The organism is Mesorhizobium sp. B2-1-8 (assembly GCF_006442545.2).
Lineage (GTDB): Bacteria > Pseudomonadota > Alphaproteobacteria > Rhizobiales > Rhizobiaceae > Mesorhizobium.
The window spans coordinates 1,216,172-1,234,055 of record NZ_CP083952.1 but is presented as its reverse complement, the minus strand read 5'-3'; the positions used below and the strand labels follow the sequence as shown (position 1 = coordinate 1,234,055).

The window sequence follows — 17,884 nt, the reverse complement described above, 5'->3', positions numbered from 1 at the left end:
GTCAGGCGAGAAAATCGGCGCGGTGCGGCGTAAAACTGTCGACCAGACGCCCGGCCTCCAGCGCCCTGACGCCGTGCACCAGGCCGGAGGGCACGATGAAGCTGCCGCCGGTCTCCAGGATTTCGGTCCGACCGTCGACGGTCACCTCGAAACGGCCTTCGGCGACATAGCTCGCCTGGACATGCGGATGCGAATGCAAGGCGCCGACGCCGCCCTTGTCGAAGCCGAATTCGACCATCATCAGCTCGTTGGTGGATAAGAGCACGCGCCGGCGATTGCCGTCCGGGGTCGGCGTCCAGGCGCCCTCGCCGGCTTGCGCGAAAATCTTAGGCTCGGTCATTGTCATCTCCTCACCGCGCCAGCCAGCCGCCGTCCACCGGCACCACCGCGCCATGCATGTAGTTCGAGGCCGGCGCCAGCAGGAAGACGGCGGCATCGCCAATGTCTCCCGGTTCGCCCCAGCGCCCGGCGGGAATACGCCCGAGGATGGCGGCACTGCGGTCGGGATCGGCGCGCAGCGCCTGCGTGTTGTTGGTCTCGATATAGCCCGGCGCTATACCGTTGACATTGATGCCTTTCGCCGCCCACTCGCAGGCGAGCAGCCGGGTGATGCCGAGCACGCCATGCTTGGATGCCGTGTAGGACGCAACGCGGATGCCGCCCTGGAAACTCAGCACCGAGGCGATGTTGACGATCTTGCCCTGGCGTCCCTCGGCAAGGATGCGCCGGGCAAAGGATTGGCACAGCAGGAATGCCGTCTTCAAATTGACGTCGATGACATCGTCCCAATCGGTCACCGTCAGGTCGACGGCATCGGCGCGGCGGATGATGCCGGCATTGTTGACCAACCCGTCGAGCGGCCCGCTTTCGTCCCAGACACGACCGAGCATCGGTCCGGCCGCGCCCGTGTCGGCAAGGTCGGCGGCAACCGCCTCGAATTGGCCGCCCAGAGCCGCGACCTTGCTCGCGGTCTCGGCCATCGACGAGCGGCCGACGCCGATCACCGCGCCCCCGGCGCGCGCGATCGAGACCGCGATGCCTTGGCCGATACCGGTGTTGGCGCCGGTCACCAGGATGCGCTTGCCGGCCAGGCTGAAGGCTGTGAGATCGCTCACCGCAGCGTGTCCATCGCTACCGGGTCGACATCGGTGTAGTCGACATTGTCGCCGGCCATCGCCCAGATGAAGGCGTAGTTGGACGTGCCGGCGCCCGAATGGATCGACCAGCCCGGCGACAGCACCGCCTCCTCGTTGCGCATGACGATGTGGCGTGTCTCGTCCGGCTCGCCCATGAAGTGGAAGACGCGCGCCGCCTCGGGCAGGTCGAAATAGAGATAGGCCTCCATGCGCCGGTCATGCACATGGCACGGCATGGTGTTCCAGATCGACCCCGGCGCCAGCTGCGTCATGCCGACGACGAGCTGGCAGGTTTTTGTTCCCCCGGCATGGATGAACTGGAAGATCGAGCGCTCGTTGCAGGCCTCCTTGCTGCCGAGGTCGAGGCGCTTGGCGTCATCGAGGCGGATCAGCCGGCTGGGATGAGTCTGGTGCGCCGGCGCACTGAGCAGGTAGAACTTGGCCGGCGCGGCCTTGTCGGCCGAAGCGAATGACACATCGCTGGAGCCCATGCCGAGATAGAGCATGTCGCGCGCCTGCAGGTCGAAGTACTGGCCGCTGGCTTCGATCATGCCGCCGCCGCCGATATTGACGGCGATCAATTCGCGCCGGTCGAGAAAACCCCTGGTGCCGGTCGGCTTGATCGCTTCCAACGGCAATGCCGTCGCCACCGGCATGGCACCGCCGACGATCATGCGATCGTAGTGGGTATAGGTCAGGCTGATGCGGCCGGGCTGGAAGAGGTCTTCGATGTGGAAATTATGGCGCAGTTCGTCCGTTCCCATGGCGGCGGCTGCGGCCGGGTCGATGGCAAAGCGCGATGTGTAGTCGGTGTGGTTCTGGCTCATCTCTGTCCTGACTTCTGGTGGATCATTCGCCGGCGGCCGCCTTGACCGAACTGGCGTAATAGGCCTGCCGCGCCTGCAGGCGCTCGCGGTAGCGCTGCTGGCTGGCACCGAGATGGGTGCGCATCGCCTCGCGCGCGGTTTCGGCATCGCCTGAAGTGATCGCGTTCAGGATCACCAGATGCTCGCGCTGCAGCCCGCGCTGGTAGCTGTCGGACTGAACCAGTTCGGTCGACCAGGGCGAAGTCACGTCGCACGGAATGGCGCGGCGGCCGAGCACGTCGAGCATCTCGACATAGAACGGATTGTTAGTGGCGCTGGCGATGGCGCGGTGGAAGGCAAGATCGGCGGGTCCGGTCGGCTGGCTGTCGAGCAGCATCCGCTCGAACTCGAAGAAGGCCTCCTGGATCGCCGCCTCCTGCGCTGCGTTGCGACGGACGGCGGCGAGCCCGGCCGATTCGATCTCGATCGCCAGCCGCACCTCGAGCACGTTGAGCGCGATGGAATCCTTGTTGCCCATGTCGGCTGCCAGCGCGCTGAACATGGTCGAGATGTGCTCGGTGACGAAGACCCCGGCGCCCTGCCGCGGCTCGACAAGGCCGTCGGCGGCAAGCTTGGCCAGCGCCTCGCGGATGACGGTGCGGCTGACGCCGAAGGTCTCGGTCAGTTGGCCCTCGGTCGGCAGCTTGTGGCCCGGCAGGATCTCGCCCGCCTGCAACTGCCTGCGGATCGCCGCCACGACGGTTTCCGACAGCTTGGGCTTTCTCTCGACCCTGAGGTCGTTTGCGGTCTCGGACACGTAGTGACCTCCTAGAGCAATTCCAGGAAAGGCGCGTAGCGGTTTTCCGTCCGGAATTGCGTAAAAACAAAGAGTTAGACCTGTTCAGCGATTCCACCGATCGCTGAACCGCTCTAATGGAACAGGCCCGGAAGCCACAATGAGATTTCCGGTATGTAGGTGACGAGCATCAGCACGGCGAAGGCGGCGCCATAGAATGGCCAGATCGAGCGCATCGCCGTCCAGATCGGAATACGGCCGATGGCGCAGCTGACGAACAGCACCGCGCCGACCGGCGGCGTGCAAAGGCCGATGCCGAGATTGAGGATGAGGATCACGCCGAAATGCACCGGATCGACGCCATAGGCCATGACCACCGGCAGGAAGATCGGCGTCGTGATGATGATCAGCGGCGACATGTCCATGAACGTGCCGAGGATGAGCAGGATGAGATTGAGCAGCAGTAGGATGACAAGCTTGTTGTCGGATACCGATTGCAGGAAGGCGACGAGCGAGGCCGGCACCCTGAGATAGGCGAGCAGCCAGCCGAAGGCGGCCGCGCAGCCGATGATCATCAGCACCATCGCCGTCGTGCGCACCGCTGCCGTCGTGGCGGCGACGAAGTCGCTCCAGCTCATCGAGCGGTAGATGATCAGCGTCACCAGGAAGGCATAGACGATGGCGATGCAAGAGCTCTCAGTCGCGGTGAAGATGCCGGACCTGACGCCGCCGAAAATGATGCCGATCAGGATGAGCCCGGGAATGGCGGCGACAAGCAGCTGCAAGGCCCGGCCGAAGCCGGCGAACGGCTCCGTCGGGTAGCCGCGGCGGCTGGCGACCCAATAGGCCGTTGTCATCAGCGACAACGCCAGCAGCAGACCCGGCAGCACGCCAGCCGTGAACAGGTCGGCGATCGAGATACGGCCGCCGGCCGAAATCGAATAGATGATCATGTTGTGGGACGGTGGAATGAGAAGGGCGATGATGGCGCCGACCGACGTGATGTTGACGGCATAGTCGACGCCGTAGCCGCGCGCCTTCATCTGCGGGATCATCAGTCCGCCGACTGCGGAGGCATCGGCCACCGCCGATCCCGAAATGCCGCCGAACAAGGTCGATGCCGCGATGTTGACCTGCCCCAGACCGCCGCGCAAATGGCCGACCAGGGAGCCCGCCAGAGCGACCAGCCGCGCGGCGATGCCGCCACGCACCATCAGGTCGCCGGCGAAGATGAAGAACGGTATGGCCATCAGCGAAAAGACGCTGACGCCGGAATTCAGCCGCTGGAATACCACGACCGGAGGTAGGCCGAGCGTGAGGATCGTCGCGAAGCTGGCGACGCCGAGGCAGAACGCGATCGGCGTGCCGATGATCAGCAGGAAGACGAAGGTGCCGAAGAGAACGGTGAGCGCCATGGTTCAAAGCTCCTCGCCGGTCGCATGGATGTCGGCGTCGACGGGCAGGCCGGCAAAGCGCCCGGCCAGTCGTTCCAGCGAAAAAAGGCATACCAGCGCGCCACCCAGGATCACTGGCAGGAAGCTGACGCCCCCCGGCAAAGTCAGCGAAGGCATGACCGTGTTCCAAGTCAGCCTGGCCAGTTGTACGCCGTAGACGATCATGCCGGCGCCGAAGGCCAGCACGACAAGATCGGAAATGCTGCGCAGCACCGCCTTGGCCGAGCCAGGCAGGACATAGAGCAGCACGTCGAAGCCGAGATGCGTGCGCTCGCGCACGCCGACGGCGGCACCGAGAAAAATGAACCAGCCCATCAGCAGCACCGAGAAGGATTCGGTCCAGCTCGGCGAACGGTTCAGCACATAGCGCGAGAACACCTGCCAGAAGATGATGATCGTCATCAGCGTCAGCCCGGCGCCGCTGACCCAAAGTGCCAACCGGGCAAGCCCGGAGAGCACCCGTTCCGCGCTCAGCCAGAAGCCTCGCATGGCCGACGCGCCCGAAGGCAGCGCGGGGACCTCCGCGCTGCTCGGTCCGTTGCCCGTGCCGTTCATTTCTCGGCCTGTATACGGGCGGCCAGGTCCTTCAGCTCGGGTGTCGACAGGTACTTGTCGTAGACCGGCTTCATCGCGTCGATCAGCGGCTGCTTGTCGATCTCGCTGACCTTGACGCCCGCGGCCTCGACGATGCCGCGCGACTTCTTCTCCTGCGCGTCCCAGAGTTCGCGCATCTTGACGACGCTGTCCTTGGCCGCCTGGCGCACGATCGCCTGGTCTTCCGGCGACAGCTTGTCCCAGCTTGCCTTCGACATGACCAGCACTTCCGGCACGATCTGGTGTTCGTCCATCGTGTAATGCTTGGCGACTTCGTAGTGCTTGGCGGATTCGAAGCTCGGCCAGTTGTTTTCGGCACCGTCGATGACGCCGGTCTGCAGCGCCGAATAGACTTCGCCATAGGCCATCGGTGTCGCATTGGCGCCAAGCGCGTTGACCATGTCGACGAACACGTCCGATTGGATGACGCGGAACTTCATGCCTTTCATGTCGGCCATCGAGGTGATGTCCTTCTTGGTGTTGTAGAACGACCGCGCGCCGGAATCGTAGAAGGCGAGACCGACGAGATCATGCGCCTCGAACGCCTTCAGGATCTGGTCGCCGATCGGCCCGTCCATGACGTGGCGCATGTGCTCGACGGAGCGGAACATGTAGGGCAGCGACGGCACGGCGGTCTCCGGTACGATGCCGTTGAACGGTCCCATCGAGACACGGTCGAGGTCGATGACGCCGGCCTGGGTCTGCTCGATCGTGTCCTTCTCCTCGCCGAGCTGCGCCGAGTGATAGACCTCGATCGAATAGCGGCCGGCGGTGCGCTGCTTGATCAGGTCGCCCATGTACTTGACCGCCTCGACGGTCGGGTACCCGTCCGGATGGGTATCCGAGGATCGCAGCACGGTTTCGGCATTGGCTATGCCGATCAGCAGCGAGCCGAAGGCAAACGTGGCCGCCGTCAATTTCGAGAAATGCAACATTACTGACTTCCTCCCTTTGAAAATCGAAACGTCCGGCTCAGAGCCGGTACGCATTCTTGGCAAGCGTGTAGGCAAGCTCCTTCGCGAGTTCATGCGCCTCGTCCTCACGCAGCCGGTGCTCGGCGACGAGACGCGCCAGGAACGCGCAATCGACGCGGCGCGCCACGTCGTGACGGGCGGGGATCGACGGAAAGGCGCGGGTGTCGTCGTTGAAGCCGACCGTGTTGTAGAAGCCGGCGGTCTCGGTCGTCATCTCGCGAAAACGGCGCATGCCTTCCGGACTGTCGTGGAACCACCAGGCCGGCCCGAGCCTCAGCGCCGGATAGACGCCGGCCAGCGGCGCCAGTTCGCGCGCATAGCTGGACTCATCCAGCGTGAACAGGATGACGGTGAGATCGCGCTCCAGCCCGACACAGTCGAGCAGCGGCTTCAGCGCCGTCACATAGTCGGTGCGCGTCGGGATATCGAAGCCCTTGTCCCTGCCAAATTTCTGGAAAACGCCAGGCGAATGGTTGCGCCAGGAGCCCGGATGGATCTGCAGCACCAGCCCGTCATCCCGGCTCATCTTGGCCATCTCGGTCAGCATCTGGGCGCGAAACAGCTTTCGTTCGCGCTCGTCCTGCGAGCCGGCGCGGACCCGGTTGAACAACTCCTGCGCAGCGGCATCGGACAGATTGGCGGTCTCGGCCGTCGGATGGCCGTGATCCGTCGAGGTCGCGCCGAAACTCTTGAAGAAGGCGCGCCGCTGGCGATGCGCGTCGAGATAGCCGGCCCAGGTCCCGGTGTCGCAGCCGGTGATCTCGCCGAGCCGGTCCAGATTGGCCGAAAAACCTTCGAAATCGGGATCGACGACGGCGTCCGGCCGATAGGCGGTGACGACGCGGCCCTCCCAGCCGCTGTCGCGGATCATCTGGTGCCATTTGAGATCGTCGAGCGCGCCTTCGGTCGTCGCGATGACCTCGATGTTGAAGCGTTCGAACAGCGCGCGAGGACGGTAATTCTCCCACTGCAACACCGTCGCGATCGTGTCGTAATGGCGATCGGCGGTTGCGGCGCTCAACGGCTCTTCGATAGCGAACAGATCCGCGAGCACATGGTCGAACCATAGCCGGGTCGGCGTGCCACGGAAGAGGTAGTAGTGCTCGGCGAACAGCCGCCAGATCGCCCTGCCGTCGGTTTCGACGGGCGCACCATCGAGGGTCGGTACGCCGAGAGCCTCCAGCCGCACGCCCTGGCTGAACAGCATGCGAAAAATATAGTGGTCCGGCACTATGAGCAGCTGCGCGGGATCGGGGAACGGCTCGTTCAGCGCATACCAGCGCGGGTCGGTGTGGCCGTGCGGGCTGACGATGGGCAGGTCCTTGATGCCGGCATAGAGATCGCGGGCGATCGAGAGCGGACGCGCCTCGGCTGGAAACAGCAAATCCGCATTGATCAGTGCCACGGCCATCCTCCCGGCCCTATCGGTAGGGTTGACCAGAAATAATGTCAACATACAAAAATTGGATTGTTGTATGATGACTTTTGAGCAAAGCTGAGCATTGTCGGCGAAGGCCGCCGGTGTTACGCCGCCAGTGTTCCGCGGCTTGCGATCCGCCTGCGGATCACCGCCGTTCCATGACCAGCCGTTTCACGAGATGAGTGCGCGAACCGATGACAGACCGCCGCCTTTCCAACCGCACGGCGCCCGCATTGCCGGCCAAGGTCGCCGCGCCTCGATACGATCGCGGTGCGGTTGCACCGGGCATCGTGCATCTGGGCGTCGGCGCCTTTCACCGCGCCCACCAGGCCGCCTATGTCGATGAATGCCTGGCGGCCGGCGAAATGGGCTGGGGCATAACAGGCGTGTCGCTGCGCAGCGCCGACACGCGCGACGCGCTGGCGCCGCAGGATGGGCTTTACACACTTGCGATCCGCGGCAGCGGCGGCGAGAAGCTGCATGTTATCGGCTCCATCGGCTCGATGCTGGTGGCGCCGGAAGACCCGACTGCGGTGCTCGCGGTGCTGACCGATCCGCGCACCCGCATCGTGACGCTGACCATCACCGAGAAAGCCTATCTGCGGGCTGCCGGTGGCGGATTGGACGCGGCGCATCCCGACATCGTCCACGACTTGTCCAATCCGCGAACGCCGAAGACGGCGCACGGTTTTGTGACCGAAGCGCTCGCCCGGAGGCTGGCTGCCGGCACCCCGCCCTTTACCGTGCTTTGTTGCGACAACCTGCCGGCCAACGGCGCCACCTTGCACAGGCTGCTGATCGAATTCGCTGAATTGCGCGATGCCGGTCCTGGTTCGGCGGGCGATGCTGGGATCGCCGGCCACATCGCCGGTCACGTCGCATTTCCCTCGAGCATGGTCGACCGCATCGTGCCGGCCACGACCGATGCCGACAGGGCGCGGATATCAGGCGAACTTGGTATCGAGGACGCCTGGCCCGTGATGACGGAACCCTTCAGCCAATGGGTGATCGAAGACAGTTTCCCCACGGGTCGTCCGGCCTGGGAAAAATTCGGCGTCACCATGGTCGGGGATGTCGCTCCCTTCGAGGATATGAAGTTGAGGCTCCTCAACGGCGCGCATTCGGGGATCGCCTATCTCGGCCTGCTCAGCGGCCACGCCACGGTCGATCGCGCCTTCGCCGATCCAGCGATAAGGCGGTTCGTCGATGCGCTGTGGGAGGAGGCCAAATCGACATTGCCGGACGATGCCGGCCTCGACACGTCAGCCTATACGGCCGAGCTTGCCGAGCGTTTTTCGAACACGGCACTTGCCCACCGCACGGCGCAGATCGCCAATGACGGCAGCCAGAAACTGCCCCAGCGCATCATCGCCTCGGCCATCGAGTGTCTCGAAGCCGGCACCGAACTGGTCCACCTTACGCTGGTCGTTGCTGCCTGGATCGCCGCTTGCGCGGCGCGCGGAAAAACCTTGCCGGAGGGCCATTTCACCGATCCGCTCGACGCGCCGCTGACGGCGCTTCTGGACCAGCAGCTGCCGGCCAACGAAACCGTGACGGCGGTGTTCGATCTGGCCGGCTTCGCCAGGGATCACGCCGAGCGCCAGACGCTGATCGAACTCGTCGCCGTCCATCTCGTCCACCTGCGGCGGGACGGCACGACCTTGGCTTTTGCTGCGCTCGGCATAGAGGCCAAAGGGCCGTAAGGCGGAACTGGCACGGATCAGCGGGCCATAGAGGACTTTGATGCCGGCGCCACAGCATCGCGCCATAGCTGAATTCTCGCCGCTCGAACGAAACAAAAAAGCGAGGCAAGTGCCCCGCTTTTCACTTCGCTTCTGAATTGAGGGTCAAGCCGGCAAAATGGCGCCTTCCAGCGTGGTGAGCTGGCCAAGGAATTGTTCCGCCTTGCTGCGCGCCTGGTCGTCCTTGGCGTCGGCGGCGTCTTCCCTGGCTTCCTGGATGCGGCGGGCGAGATCGGCGCGGTCGACATCCTTCACCGCGACCGCCGATTCCGCCAGCAGCGTGCAGCCGGCCGGGACGATGTCGGCGAAGCCGCCGAACACGACATAGCGTTCTTCGCTGCCCGAGGCGTTCTTCACCGTGACGACGCCCGGCTTGATCGTGGTCATGACCGGTGCGTGATGGGCCATGACGGTCATCTCGCCCTCGGCGCCCGGGATGACGACGGATTCGACCACGGCGGAAACCAGCAGGCGCTCCGGGGAAACCAGTTCGAACTTGAAAGCTTCAGCCATGATCAAATTAGCGAGTAGGGAATAGTGAGTAGGAAGTAGGGAGAGAGGACAACCGCCCGATCACCCAGCCGCTATTCACTACTGACTACTGACTACTCCCTATTCCCTTGATTAAGCCGCTTCAGCCGCGAGGCGCTGTGCCTTCTCGACCGCTTCGTCGATGCCGCCGACCATATAGAAGGCGGCTTCCGGCAGATGGTCGTAGTCGCCATTGCAGAGGCCCTTGAAGCCCTTGATGGTGTCGGCGAGGTCGACCAGCTTGCCCGGCGCGCCGGTGAACACTTCGGCGACGAAGAACGGCTGCGACAGGAAGCGCTCGATCTTGCGGGCGCGGGCCACCGTCTGCTTGTCCTCTTCCGAGAGCTCGTCCATGCCAAGGATGGCGATGATGTCCTGCAGCGACTTGTAGCGCTGGAGGATCGACTGCACCTGGCGGGCGACGGCATAGTGTTCATCGCCGACGACCAGCGGGTCGAGCATGCGCGAGGTCGAGTCCAGCGGATCGACGGCCGGATAGATGCCCTTTTCGGCGATCGAACGGTTCAGCGTCGTCGTCGCGTCGAGGTGGGCGAACGAGGTCGCCGGCGCCGGGTCGGTCAAGTCGTCGGCCGGCACGTAGATCGCCTGCACCGAGGTGATCGAGCCCTTGGTGGTGGTGGTGATGCGTTCCTGCAGCGCGCCCATGTCGGTGGCGAGCGTCGGCTGATAGCCCACCGCCGACGGGATACGGCCGAGCAGCGCCGACACTTCCGAGCCCGCCTGCGTGAAGCGGAAGATGTTGTCGACGAAGAACAGCACGTCCTGGCCCTGGTCGCGGAAATATTCGGCGACCGTCAGGCCGGTCAGGCCGACGCGGGCACGCGCGCCCGGCGGCTCGTTCATCTGGCCGTACACCAGCGCCGCCTTCGAGCCTTCGCCGCCGCCCTTCTTGTTGACGCCGGATTCGATGAATTCGTGATAGAGGTCGTTGCCTTCGCGGGTGCGCTCGCCGACGCCGGCGAACACCGAGTAACCACCATGCGCCTTGGCGATGTTGTTGATCAGTTCCTGGATCAGCACGGTCTTGCCGACGCCGGCGCCGCCGAACAGGCCGATCTTGCCGCCCTTGGCGTAGGGTGCGAGCAGGTCGAGCACCTTGATGCCGGTGATCAGGATCTGCGCTTCCGTCGATTGTTCGATGTAGGCCGGAGCCGGCTGGTGGATCGAGCGCAGTTCGACCGCGTCGACCGGGCCCGCTTCGTCGACCGGCTCGCCGATGACGTTGATGATGCGGCCGAGCATGCCCGGGCCGACCGGCACGGCGATCGGGCCGCCGGTGTCGCGTACTTCCTGGCCACGCACCAGACCTTCGGTGGAGTCCATGGCGATACAGCGCACGGTGTTTTCACCCAGATGCTGGGCAACTTCGAGCACCAGTCGGTTGCCGACATTGTTGGTCTCGAGCGCGTTCAGGATCGGCGGCAGATGCTCGCCGAACTGCACGTCGACGACAGCGCCGATGACCTGGCGGACCTTGCCGACAACGCCGGTGGCCTTGGTGGCCACGGCTTGCGTCTTGGCAGCGGCGGCCTTGGCCGGCGCTGCTGCTGGCTTGGCCGGAGCCGCCTTTGCTGCCGCTGCCGGAGCCTTGGCCGCCCTCGCGGGGGCTGCTGTCTTCGGGGTCGCTGCTTTCGCCATCGTCTTTACCCTTTTCGTCCTTTGTTTCTCACGCGGTCCGGTTCGCGGGCCAATGACCTGCGGACCGCGCCTAGAGCGCCTCGGCGCCCGAAATGATTTCGATCAGTTCCTTGGTGATCTGCGCCTGCCGCTGGCGGTTGTAGGTGATCGACAGCTTGTTGATCATCTCGCCGGCGTTGCGCGTCGCATTGTCCATGGCGCTCATCTTGGCGCCCATTTCGCCCGCCGCGTTTTCGAGCAGCGCGCGGAATACCTGCACCGCGATGTTGCGCGGGATGAGGTCGGACAGGATTTCGCCCGGCTCCGGCTCATACTCGTAGACGGCGCTGGCGCCATCCGCCGACTCGGGCTGAGCCGAAGAGGCGGATGCCGCCGGAATGATCTGCTGCGCGGTCGGAACCTGGCTGATCACCGACTTGAACTGCGAGTAGAACAGCGTGCAGACGTCGAAGGCGCCCTCGTTGAACAGGTGGATGACCTTGCGGGCGATCGCATCGGCATTGACGAAGCCGAGCGTCTTGACCTCGCGCAGATCGACGCGTTCGATGATCATCGCGGCATAGTCGCGGCGCAGGATGTCGAAACCTTTCTTGCCGACGCAGATGATCTTGACCTGCTTACCATCGGCCAGAAGCCGGCGGATATGGTCACGGGCATGACGGGCGATCTGCGAATTGAAGCCGCCGCACAGGCCGCGCTCGGCGGTGCAGACGACGAGCAGATGCACGTCGTCCTTGCCGGTTCCGGTCATCAGCGCCGGGGCATCGCCACCGCCACCGACAGCCTGGGTGATGTTGGCCAGGACGGAACCCATGCGCTCCGAATAGGGACGCGCCGCTTCCGCCGCCTCTTGCGCACGGCGCAGCTTCGCCGCGGCGACCATCTGCATCGCCTTGGTGATCTTCTGCGTCGCCTTGACCGAGGCGATACGGTTACGAAGGTCTTTTAATGAAGGCATGCTTCAAACCTGATCCCGTCTTGCACTTCGCTCAGGCGAAGGTCTTGGCGAAGGCGTCGATCTCGGCCTTCAGCTTGGCGCGCAGATCGTCCGAAAGCGCCTTTTCCTTGCGGATGGCGTCGAGGACGTCCTTGCCGGCCGAACGCATGTGGCTGAGCAGGCCGTGCTCGAACTTGCCGACCTGGTTGACCGGCAGCTTGTCGAGATAGCCGTTGACGCCGGCGAAGATCACCGCGACCTGCTCTTCGGTCTTCAGCGGCGAGAACTGCGGCTGCTTCAACAGCTCCGTCAGGCGCGAGCCGCGGTTGAGCAGGCGCTGCGTGGCGGCGTCGAGATCCGAGCCGAACTGCGCGAAAGCAGCCATTTCGCGGTACTGCGCGAGCTCGCCCTTGATCGAGCCCGCAACCTGCTTCATCGCCTTGATCTGCGCCGAGGAACCGACGCGCGACACCGACAGGCCGACGTTGACGGCCGGACGGATGCCCTGGAAGAACAGGTTGGTTTCGAGGAAGATCTGGCCGTCGGTGATCGAGATCACGTTGGTCGGGATGTAGGCCGACACGTCGTTGGCCTGCGTCTCGATGACCGGCAGCGCGGTCAGCGAGCCGCCACCCAGATCGTCGTTGAGCTTGGCGGCGCGCTCGAGCAGGCGCGAGTGCAGGTAGAAGACGTCGCCCGGATAGGCTTCGCGGCCCGGCGGACGGCGCAGCAACAGCGACATCTGGCGATAGGCCACCGCCTGCTTCGACAGATCGTCATAGCTGATCAGCGCATGCATGCCGTTGTCGCGGAAATATTCGCCCATGGTGCAGGCCGTGAACGGCGCCAGGAACTGCATCGGCGCCGGATCGGAAGCGGTGGCGGCGACGATGATCGAATATTCGAGCGCGCCGCGCTCTTCCAGCACCTTGACGAACTGCGCGACGGTCGAGCGCTTCTGGCCGACGGCGACGTAGACGCAGTAGAGCTTTTCCTTCTCGGGGCCGTTGTCGTGCACCGACTTCTGGTTGAGCATCGTATCGAGGATGATGGCGGTCTTGCCTGTCTGGCGATCGCCGATGACCAGCTCGCGCTGGCCGCGGCCGACCGGGATCAGCGCATCGATGGCCTTGAGGCCGGTCGACATCGGCTCATTCACCGACTTGCGTGGGATGATACCGGGCGCCTTGACGTCGACGCGCTTGCGCTCGACTGCCTTGATCGGACCCTTGCCGTCGATCGGATTGCCGAGCGCGTCGACGACGCGGCCGAGCAGGCCGGGACCGACAGGCGCATCGACGATGGCGCCGGTGCGCTTGACGGTGTCGCCTTCCTTGATGTCGCGGTCGGCGCCGAAGATGACGACGCCGACATTATCGGCTTCGAGATTGAGCGCCATGCCGCGGATGCCGCCGGGGAATTCGACCATTTCGCCGGCCTGGACATTGTCGAGGCCGTAGACGCGGGCGATGCCGTCACCGACGGACAGCACCTGTCCGACTTCGGAGACCTCGGCCTCCTTGCCGAAATTCTTGATCTGGTCTTTCAGAATTGCGGAAATTTCCGCGGCGCGGATGTCCATCAGCCGACCTCTTTCAGTGCAAGCTTGAGCGAATTGAGTTTGGTTTTGAGCGACGTATCGATCTGGCGCGAGCCCATCTTGACCACCAGCCCGCCGAGCAGCGACGGGTCGACGGTGACGGAAATGGCCACGTCCTTGCCGGCAACGCTCTTCAGCGCCGCCTTGAGTTCGGTCTGCTGCGCCGCCGTCAGCTCATGAGCCGAAGTGACTTCGGCGGCAGCCTCGCCACGGTGCTCGGCGGCGATCTGGCGGAACGCCTTGATCATGCCGGGCACCGCGAACAGTCGGCGGTTCTTGGCGACGACGCGCAGGAAATTGCCGGTCAGGCCGGTGATGCCGGCCTTGTCGGCGATCGCCGCGATGGCCTTGGCCTGGTCCTCGCTGGAAAACACCGGGCTGTTGATCAGCCGGGTGAGGTCCGCGCTGCCCGCCAGCATCGTCTCGAAACTGTTGAGGTCGGCCTCGACCTTGGCCACGGAATTTGCCTGCGATGCCAGTTCGAACAGCGAACCGGCATAGCGTTCTGCGACACCTGAGATTGGCGATGACGATTGAGCCACGGACCGTCTTTTCTCTTGTCTGACAGGCCGCAGATTGTTGGCGCGAGCAAAAACTCTGGCTAAATCTTTGACCTTACTGCATTTTTTCAAGCACGGAGGCGCGGCTTCCGCTATCCCCGGCCGAAAGTCGATTGCCGTCTAGCACAGGCATTTTAAGACCGCAATGCGTCGTTCCGCATGGTTTTCAGGCACTATTGTCGCATCCGGCGAAAGATCAGTGTCCTGCGCGCCGGAATACCCTTGGATTCAGGGCACAAAGCCGAAGGCAAAGGCGAGCGGCAAGGCCGCGAGCGCCAATTCCACCACGATCGAAACCCAATTGAAAGGTGTATTGGCGCCATCCGACATCATCGACAGCAACCGGCCGAAGGCGGTGAACAGCCAGGAGAAGCCGAGCGCCATGTAGACCAGCGGCTGCGCGAGCAGGATGCAGCACAGGCCGACCCCGAGATAGAAGCCCGACATGCGGCCTCGCCCTTCGGCGATCGCCGCCGCCTTCTCGGGTTTCGCCTGCAGGCGCAGGATGCGGAACGCCAGAGCCGGCGCCAGGAAGAACAGAAGGCCGAGCAGGACGGTGAAGACCGCGCTCGACCAGGCCAGCCATTCGCCCTGGCTCGTCGGCCATGGAAGCGCAAAATCCATCGTGTCCCCTCGAAATGCCTGCTTGAAATTGCGGAGCATTCTAGCGGAGGAAAAATGCCGCGCCAGATGGCTCCAGCCACTTTAGGAGACGCGCATCAACCGAGCGCGAATTCCACCGCCGCCTCGGCATGGATGCGCGTCGTGTCGAAAACCGGAATGTCGAAATCACCCTGGCCGATGAGCATGGTGATCTCGGTGCAGCCCATGATCAGGCTGTCGGCGGCCTCTTCGCCGCGGAGACGTTCGGCCTCGGCGATATAGGCCGCCCTCGAGACCTCGGAGACGATGCCCTGGCAGAGTTCTTCGTAGATGACGCGATGGACCATGTCGCGACCGGCCGCGTCGGGCACCACCGGTGAGAGCCCATATTTGTCGGTGAGCCGGCCCTTGTAGAAATCCTGCTCCATGGTGAAGCGTGTCGCCAGCAATGCCGGTCGCTGCAAGCCGGCTTTTCTTATCGCCATCGCGGTGGCGTCGGCGATGTGGATCAGCGGGATCGACACAGCCGCCTGCACCTGGTCGGCCAGTTTGTGCATGGTGTTGGTGCACAGGAGCAGCCCTTGCGCGCCGCCGGCCTCGAGCTTGCGCGCGGCCTCGGTCAGAAGCGCGCCGGCGCCGTCCCAATCGCCGTGATGCTGCCGCTCAGCGATCTCGGCGAAATCGAACGACCAGAGCAGCAGCTTCGCCGAATGCAGCCCACCCAGCCGCTCGCGCACGATCTCGTTGAGCAGGCGATAATAGATGGCAGTCGATTCCCAGCTCATGCCGCCGAGCAGGCCAAGGGTTTTCATTGATCTTTCCGTTTCTCTCGCCGAGACAACTGTAGCTGAAATTGAGTCCCTACAAAAAACTCTGCGGGTCGATGTCGACCTGCACCCGGATCGAGCCGCGCTGCTTCGGTCCGTTGGCGAGCATGGCCCGGATAAAACCTTGCATGTCGGCGCGCCGTTCGCCCTGGATCAGCAGGCGGAAGCGGTGGCGTCCGCCGAGCAGGGACAGCGGTGCTTCCGCCGGCCCGAGCACGAACAGGTCCGACGCTTCCGGTGCCGCGCGGCGCAGGCCGCGTGCATGGCCCTCCGCCTCCGCCCGCGTCACCGCGCTGACGATGACGCCTGCCAGTCGGCCGAAGGGCGGCAAGGCGGCGCGCTCGCGCTCCGAAATCTCACGCTGGTAGAAAGACTCGGCATCGCCTGAGACGATCGCCCGCATCACCGGATGGTCGGGCTGGAAGGTCTGCAGCAGGCCAAGGCTCTTCTTGCCGGTGCGGCCGGCACGGCCGGTCACCTGGCTGAGCAACTGGAAGGTACGCTCGGCGGCGCGCGGATCGCCATTGGCGAGGCCGAGGTCGGCGTCGACGACGCCGACCAGCGTCATGTTCGGGAAATTGTGACCCTTGGCGACCAGTTGCGTGCCGATGACGATATCGGCCTCGCCATTGGCGATTGCCTCCAGCTCCAGCCGCAACCGCCGTACGCCCCCCATGATGTCCGACGACAGCACGATGGTGCGCGCGTCCGGGAAATGCGTGACGACCTCCTCGGCAATGCGCTCGACCCCCGGCCCGCAAGCAACCAGATGATCGAGCGTGCCGCATTCCGGGCAGGCTTCGGGACGGCGCTCATTGTGACCGCAGTGATGACACACCAACTGGCCGCGAAAGCGGTGTTCGACCAGCCAGGCCGAGCACACCGGGCAGCCGAAACGGTGGCCGCAGACCCGGCACAGCGTCAGCGGCGCATAACCGCGCCGGTTGAGGAACAGCAGCGACTGCTCCTTCTTCTCCAGCGTCCGGCGCATATGGTCGATCAGCACCGGCGACAGGAAGCCGCCACGGGCGGGCGGCGCGCGGCGCATGTCGATCGACTTGAGATCGGGAAGTGCCGCCTCGGCGAAGCGTGCGGAAAGCACAGCCCTTGCATAGCGGCCCTGGCTGGCATTGACCCGGCTCTCGACCGACGGCGTCGCCGATGCCAGGACCACGGGGAAGCCGCCTATATGGCCGCGCACGACAGCCATGTCGCGCGCATTGTAGAAGACGCGGTCTTCCTGCTTGTAGGCGGGGTCGTGCTCCTCGTCGACGACGATCAGGCCAAGCTCCCGGAACGGCAGGAACAGCGCCGAGCGCGCGCCGGCAACGACACGCACGCCGCCCTCCGCCACTTGCCTCCAGACTTTTTCACGCATTCGCGGCGGCAGGTCCGAATGCCATTCGCCCGGCTTGGCGCCGAAACGTTGCTGGAAGCGTTCCAGAAAGGCATGCGTCAAGGCGATTTCCGGCAGCAGGATGAGCACCTGCTTGCCCTGCTCGAGCGCGGCCGCCACAGCCTCGAAATAGACCTCCGTCTTGCCCGAACCGGTGACGCCGTCGAGCAACGCGACGTTGAACTCGCCGGCCGCCACATTGGCGCGCAGCATCGACGCGGCCTCGTTCTGGTCCGGCATCAGTTCGGGAACGGCATAGCTTGGGTCAGGCGCGGCCACCACCGGGCGCGGCGGGATCATCACCGTCTCGAACACGCCTTGCGCCTTCAGCCCCTCGATCACAGTCGACGACACGCCCGCGGCATGGGCAAGCCCGGAGCGCGTCCAGGCAAGGCCGCCTTCGGCCGTTTCCAGAACGCGCGCCCTGGCATCGGTCATCCGGTCAGGTACAAGGAGGGTGCGCTGCAGCCCTTCGATCCAGGGTTCGGGATCAAAGGCCTCCGGCGCCCTGAGCAGCATGCGCGCCACCATGCCCGGCGCCGAGAGCGTGTACTGCGCCACCCAGTCGACGAAGCGGCGCATGGCGCGGTCGATCGGCGGACAGTCGAAAACCTGCTCGATCGGGCGTAATTTCCTGGCATCGACCTGCTCGACCGCGCCGTCCCAGACAATGCCGGCGACCTGGCGCGGCCCGAGCGGCACGCGCACGATCGAACCCGGCACCACGCGCATGCCGACCGGCACGGCATAGGTGTAGGGGCGTTCGGCCGGCATCGGCACCAGCACCGGCGCGGCCGCGACAAAGGGCGAATCTTCGATCATGAGGCGTGACCTTGCCCTGACTTTGGT

The 17,884-nt window shown here is 64.6% G+C and carries 17 protein-coding genes; 1 reads left to right on the top strand and 16 read right to left on the bottom strand.

Annotation, left to right across the window (positions count from 1 at the left end; all coding sequences use genetic code 11):
- Window position 1: 1 nt before the first annotated feature.
- From FJ970_RS05960 to uxaC, 8 genes are all read right to left on the bottom strand, one after another.
- A complete protein-coding gene (locus FJ970_RS05960) occupies window positions 2-340 on the bottom strand; it encodes a cupin domain-containing protein (RefSeq protein WP_140754904.1) in 339 nt (112 codons plus the stop codon).
- Between the two features lie 10 nt (window positions 341-350).
- A complete protein-coding gene (gene kduD, locus FJ970_RS05955) occupies window positions 351-1,115 on the bottom strand; it encodes a 2-dehydro-3-deoxy-D-gluconate 5-dehydrogenase KduD (protein ID WP_140754906.1) in 765 nt (254 codons plus the stop codon).
- Window positions 1,112-1,963, bottom strand: a complete 852-nt coding sequence (gene kduI, locus FJ970_RS05950; protein ID WP_140754908.1) for a 5-dehydro-4-deoxy-D-glucuronate isomerase — start codon at window positions 1,961-1,963, stop codon at window positions 1,112-1,114. The genes kduD and kduI overlap by 4 nt, the downstream gene beginning before the upstream one ends.
- A gap of 22 nt (window positions 1,964-1,985) precedes the next feature.
- On the bottom strand, window positions 1,986-2,759 hold the full coding sequence (locus FJ970_RS05945) for a FadR/GntR family transcriptional regulator (RefSeq protein ID WP_140754910.1): 774 nt from the start codon (window positions 2,757-2,759) through the stop codon (window positions 1,986-1,988).
- A 113-nt stretch (window positions 2,760-2,872) separates the two neighbouring features.
- Window positions 2,873-4,153 carry a TRAP transporter large permease gene (locus FJ970_RS05940; protein ID WP_140754912.1) on the bottom strand — a complete coding sequence of 427 codons (1,281 nt, stop codon included), beginning with the start codon at window positions 4,151-4,153 and terminating at the stop codon, window positions 2,873-2,875.
- Window positions 4,154-4,156: 3 nt separating this feature from the next.
- Window positions 4,157-4,681, bottom strand: coding sequence for a TRAP transporter small permease (locus FJ970_RS05935; RefSeq protein WP_140755027.1), 525 nt, complete (start codon window positions 4,679-4,681; stop codon window positions 4,157-4,159).
- A 62-nt stretch (window positions 4,682-4,743) separates the two neighbouring features.
- Window positions 4,744-5,721, bottom strand: coding sequence for a TRAP transporter substrate-binding protein (locus tag FJ970_RS05930; protein WP_140754914.1), 978 nt, complete (start codon window positions 5,719-5,721; stop codon window positions 4,744-4,746).
- Window positions 5,722-5,758: 37 nt separating this feature from the next.
- Window positions 5,759-7,171 carry a glucuronate isomerase gene (gene uxaC, locus FJ970_RS05925; protein ID WP_140754916.1) on the bottom strand — a complete coding sequence of 471 codons (1,413 nt, stop codon included), beginning with the start codon at window positions 7,169-7,171 and terminating at the stop codon, window positions 5,759-5,761.
- 203 nt (window positions 7,172-7,374) lie between these two features.
- Here uxaC and FJ970_RS05920 point away from each other — a divergent pair, with 203 nt between their 5' ends.
- Entirely contained in the window at window positions 7,375-8,883 is a 1,509-nt protein-coding gene (locus FJ970_RS05920) for a mannitol dehydrogenase family protein (protein WP_140754918.1), read from the top strand.
- A gap of 144 nt (window positions 8,884-9,027) precedes the next feature.
- Here FJ970_RS05920 and FJ970_RS05915 read toward each other — a convergent pair whose 3' ends face one another.
- The 8 genes from FJ970_RS05915 to FJ970_RS05880 form a co-directional block, all read right to left on the bottom strand.
- On the bottom strand, window positions 9,028-9,435 hold the full coding sequence (locus FJ970_RS05915) for a F0F1 ATP synthase subunit epsilon (protein WP_140754920.1): 408 nt from the start codon (window positions 9,433-9,435) through the stop codon (window positions 9,028-9,030).
- Between the two features lie 111 nt (window positions 9,436-9,546).
- On the bottom strand, window positions 9,547-11,112 hold the full coding sequence (gene atpD, locus FJ970_RS05910) for a F0F1 ATP synthase subunit beta (RefSeq protein WP_181178227.1): 1,566 nt from the start codon (window positions 11,110-11,112) through the stop codon (window positions 9,547-9,549).
- Window positions 11,113-11,182: 70 nt separating this feature from the next.
- Window positions 11,183-12,070, bottom strand: coding sequence for a F0F1 ATP synthase subunit gamma (locus FJ970_RS05905; protein ID WP_140754922.1), 888 nt, complete (start codon window positions 12,068-12,070; stop codon window positions 11,183-11,185).
- 31 nt (window positions 12,071-12,101) lie between these two features.
- Window positions 12,102-13,631 (bottom strand): F0F1 ATP synthase subunit alpha, encoded by a 1,530-nt coding sequence (gene atpA, locus FJ970_RS05900; RefSeq protein WP_127275643.1) that lies wholly within the window; start codon window positions 13,629-13,631, stop codon window positions 12,102-12,104.
- The gene (locus FJ970_RS05895) at window positions 13,631-14,191 is read right to left on the bottom strand and encodes a F0F1 ATP synthase subunit delta (protein ID WP_140754924.1); all 561 of its coding nucleotides are present in this window, start codon (window positions 14,189-14,191) and stop codon (window positions 13,631-13,633) included. The genes atpA and FJ970_RS05895 overlap by 1 nt, the downstream gene beginning before the upstream one ends.
- A gap of 246 nt (window positions 14,192-14,437) precedes the next feature.
- Entirely contained in the window at window positions 14,438-14,833 is a 396-nt protein-coding gene (locus tag FJ970_RS05890; protein ID WP_137933072.1) for a DUF4345 family protein, read from the bottom strand.
- Window positions 14,834-14,928: 95 nt separating this feature from the next.
- Window positions 14,929-15,624 carry an aspartate/glutamate racemase family protein gene (locus FJ970_RS05885; protein ID WP_140754926.1) on the bottom strand — a complete coding sequence of 232 codons (696 nt, stop codon included), beginning with the start codon at window positions 15,622-15,624 and terminating at the stop codon, window positions 14,929-14,931.
- Window positions 15,625-15,673: 49 nt separating this feature from the next.
- Window positions 15,674-17,857, bottom strand: a complete 2,184-nt coding sequence (locus FJ970_RS05880) for a primosomal protein N' (RefSeq protein ID WP_140754928.1) — start codon at window positions 17,855-17,857, stop codon at window positions 15,674-15,676.
- Between the last annotated feature and the right edge of the window lie 27 nt (window positions 17,858-17,884).

What these genes read in the sequence shown, in the direction of transcription:
- FJ970_RS05960 (WP_140754904.1), bottom strand. Translation starts at nt 340, where the DNA reads ATGACCGAGCCTAAGATTTTCGCGCAAGCCGGCGAGGGCGCCTGGACG.
- kduI (WP_140754908.1), bottom strand. Translation starts at nt 1,963, where the DNA reads ATGAGCCAGAACCACACCGACTACACATCGCGCTTTGCCATCGACCCG.
- FJ970_RS05940 (WP_140754912.1), bottom strand. Translation starts at nt 4,153, where the DNA reads ATGGCGCTCACCGTTCTCTTCGGCACCTTCGTCTTCCTGCTGATCATC.
- FJ970_RS05935 (WP_140755027.1), bottom strand. Translation starts at nt 4,681, where the DNA reads ATGCGAGGCTTCTGGCTGAGCGCGGAACGGGTGCTCTCCGGGCTTGCC.
- FJ970_RS05930 (WP_140754914.1), bottom strand. Translation starts at nt 5,721, where the DNA reads ATGTTGCATTTCTCGAAATTGACGGCGGCCACGTTTGCCTTCGGCTCG.
- uxaC (WP_140754916.1), bottom strand. Translation starts at nt 7,171, where the DNA reads ATGGCCGTGGCACTGATCAATGCGGATTTGCTGTTTCCAGCCGAGGCG.
- FJ970_RS05920 (WP_140754918.1), top strand. Translation starts at nt 7,375, where the DNA reads ATGACAGACCGCCGCCTTTCCAACCGCACGGCGCCCGCATTGCCGGCC.
- FJ970_RS05915 (WP_140754920.1), bottom strand. Translation starts at nt 9,435, where the DNA reads ATGGCTGAAGCTTTCAAGTTCGAACTGGTTTCCCCGGAGCGCCTGCTG.
- atpD (WP_181178227.1), bottom strand. Translation starts at nt 11,112, where the DNA reads ATGGCGAAAGCAGCGACCCCGAAGACAGCAGCCCCCGCGAGGGCGGCC.
- FJ970_RS05905 (WP_140754922.1), bottom strand. Translation starts at nt 12,070, where the DNA reads ATGCCTTCATTAAAAGACCTTCGTAACCGTATCGCCTCGGTCAAGGCG.
- atpA (WP_127275643.1), bottom strand. Translation starts at nt 13,631, where the DNA reads ATGGACATCCGCGCCGCGGAAATTTCCGCAATTCTGAAAGACCAGATC.
- FJ970_RS05890 (WP_137933072.1), bottom strand. Translation starts at nt 14,833, where the DNA reads ATGGATTTTGCGCTTCCATGGCCGACGAGCCAGGGCGAATGGCTGGCC.
- FJ970_RS05885 (WP_140754926.1), bottom strand. Translation starts at nt 15,624, where the DNA reads ATGAAAACCCTTGGCCTGCTCGGCGGCATGAGCTGGGAATCGACTGCC.
- FJ970_RS05880 (WP_140754928.1), bottom strand. Translation starts at nt 17,857, where the DNA reads ATGATCGAAGATTCGCCCTTTGTCGCGGCCGCGCCGGTGCTGGTGCCG.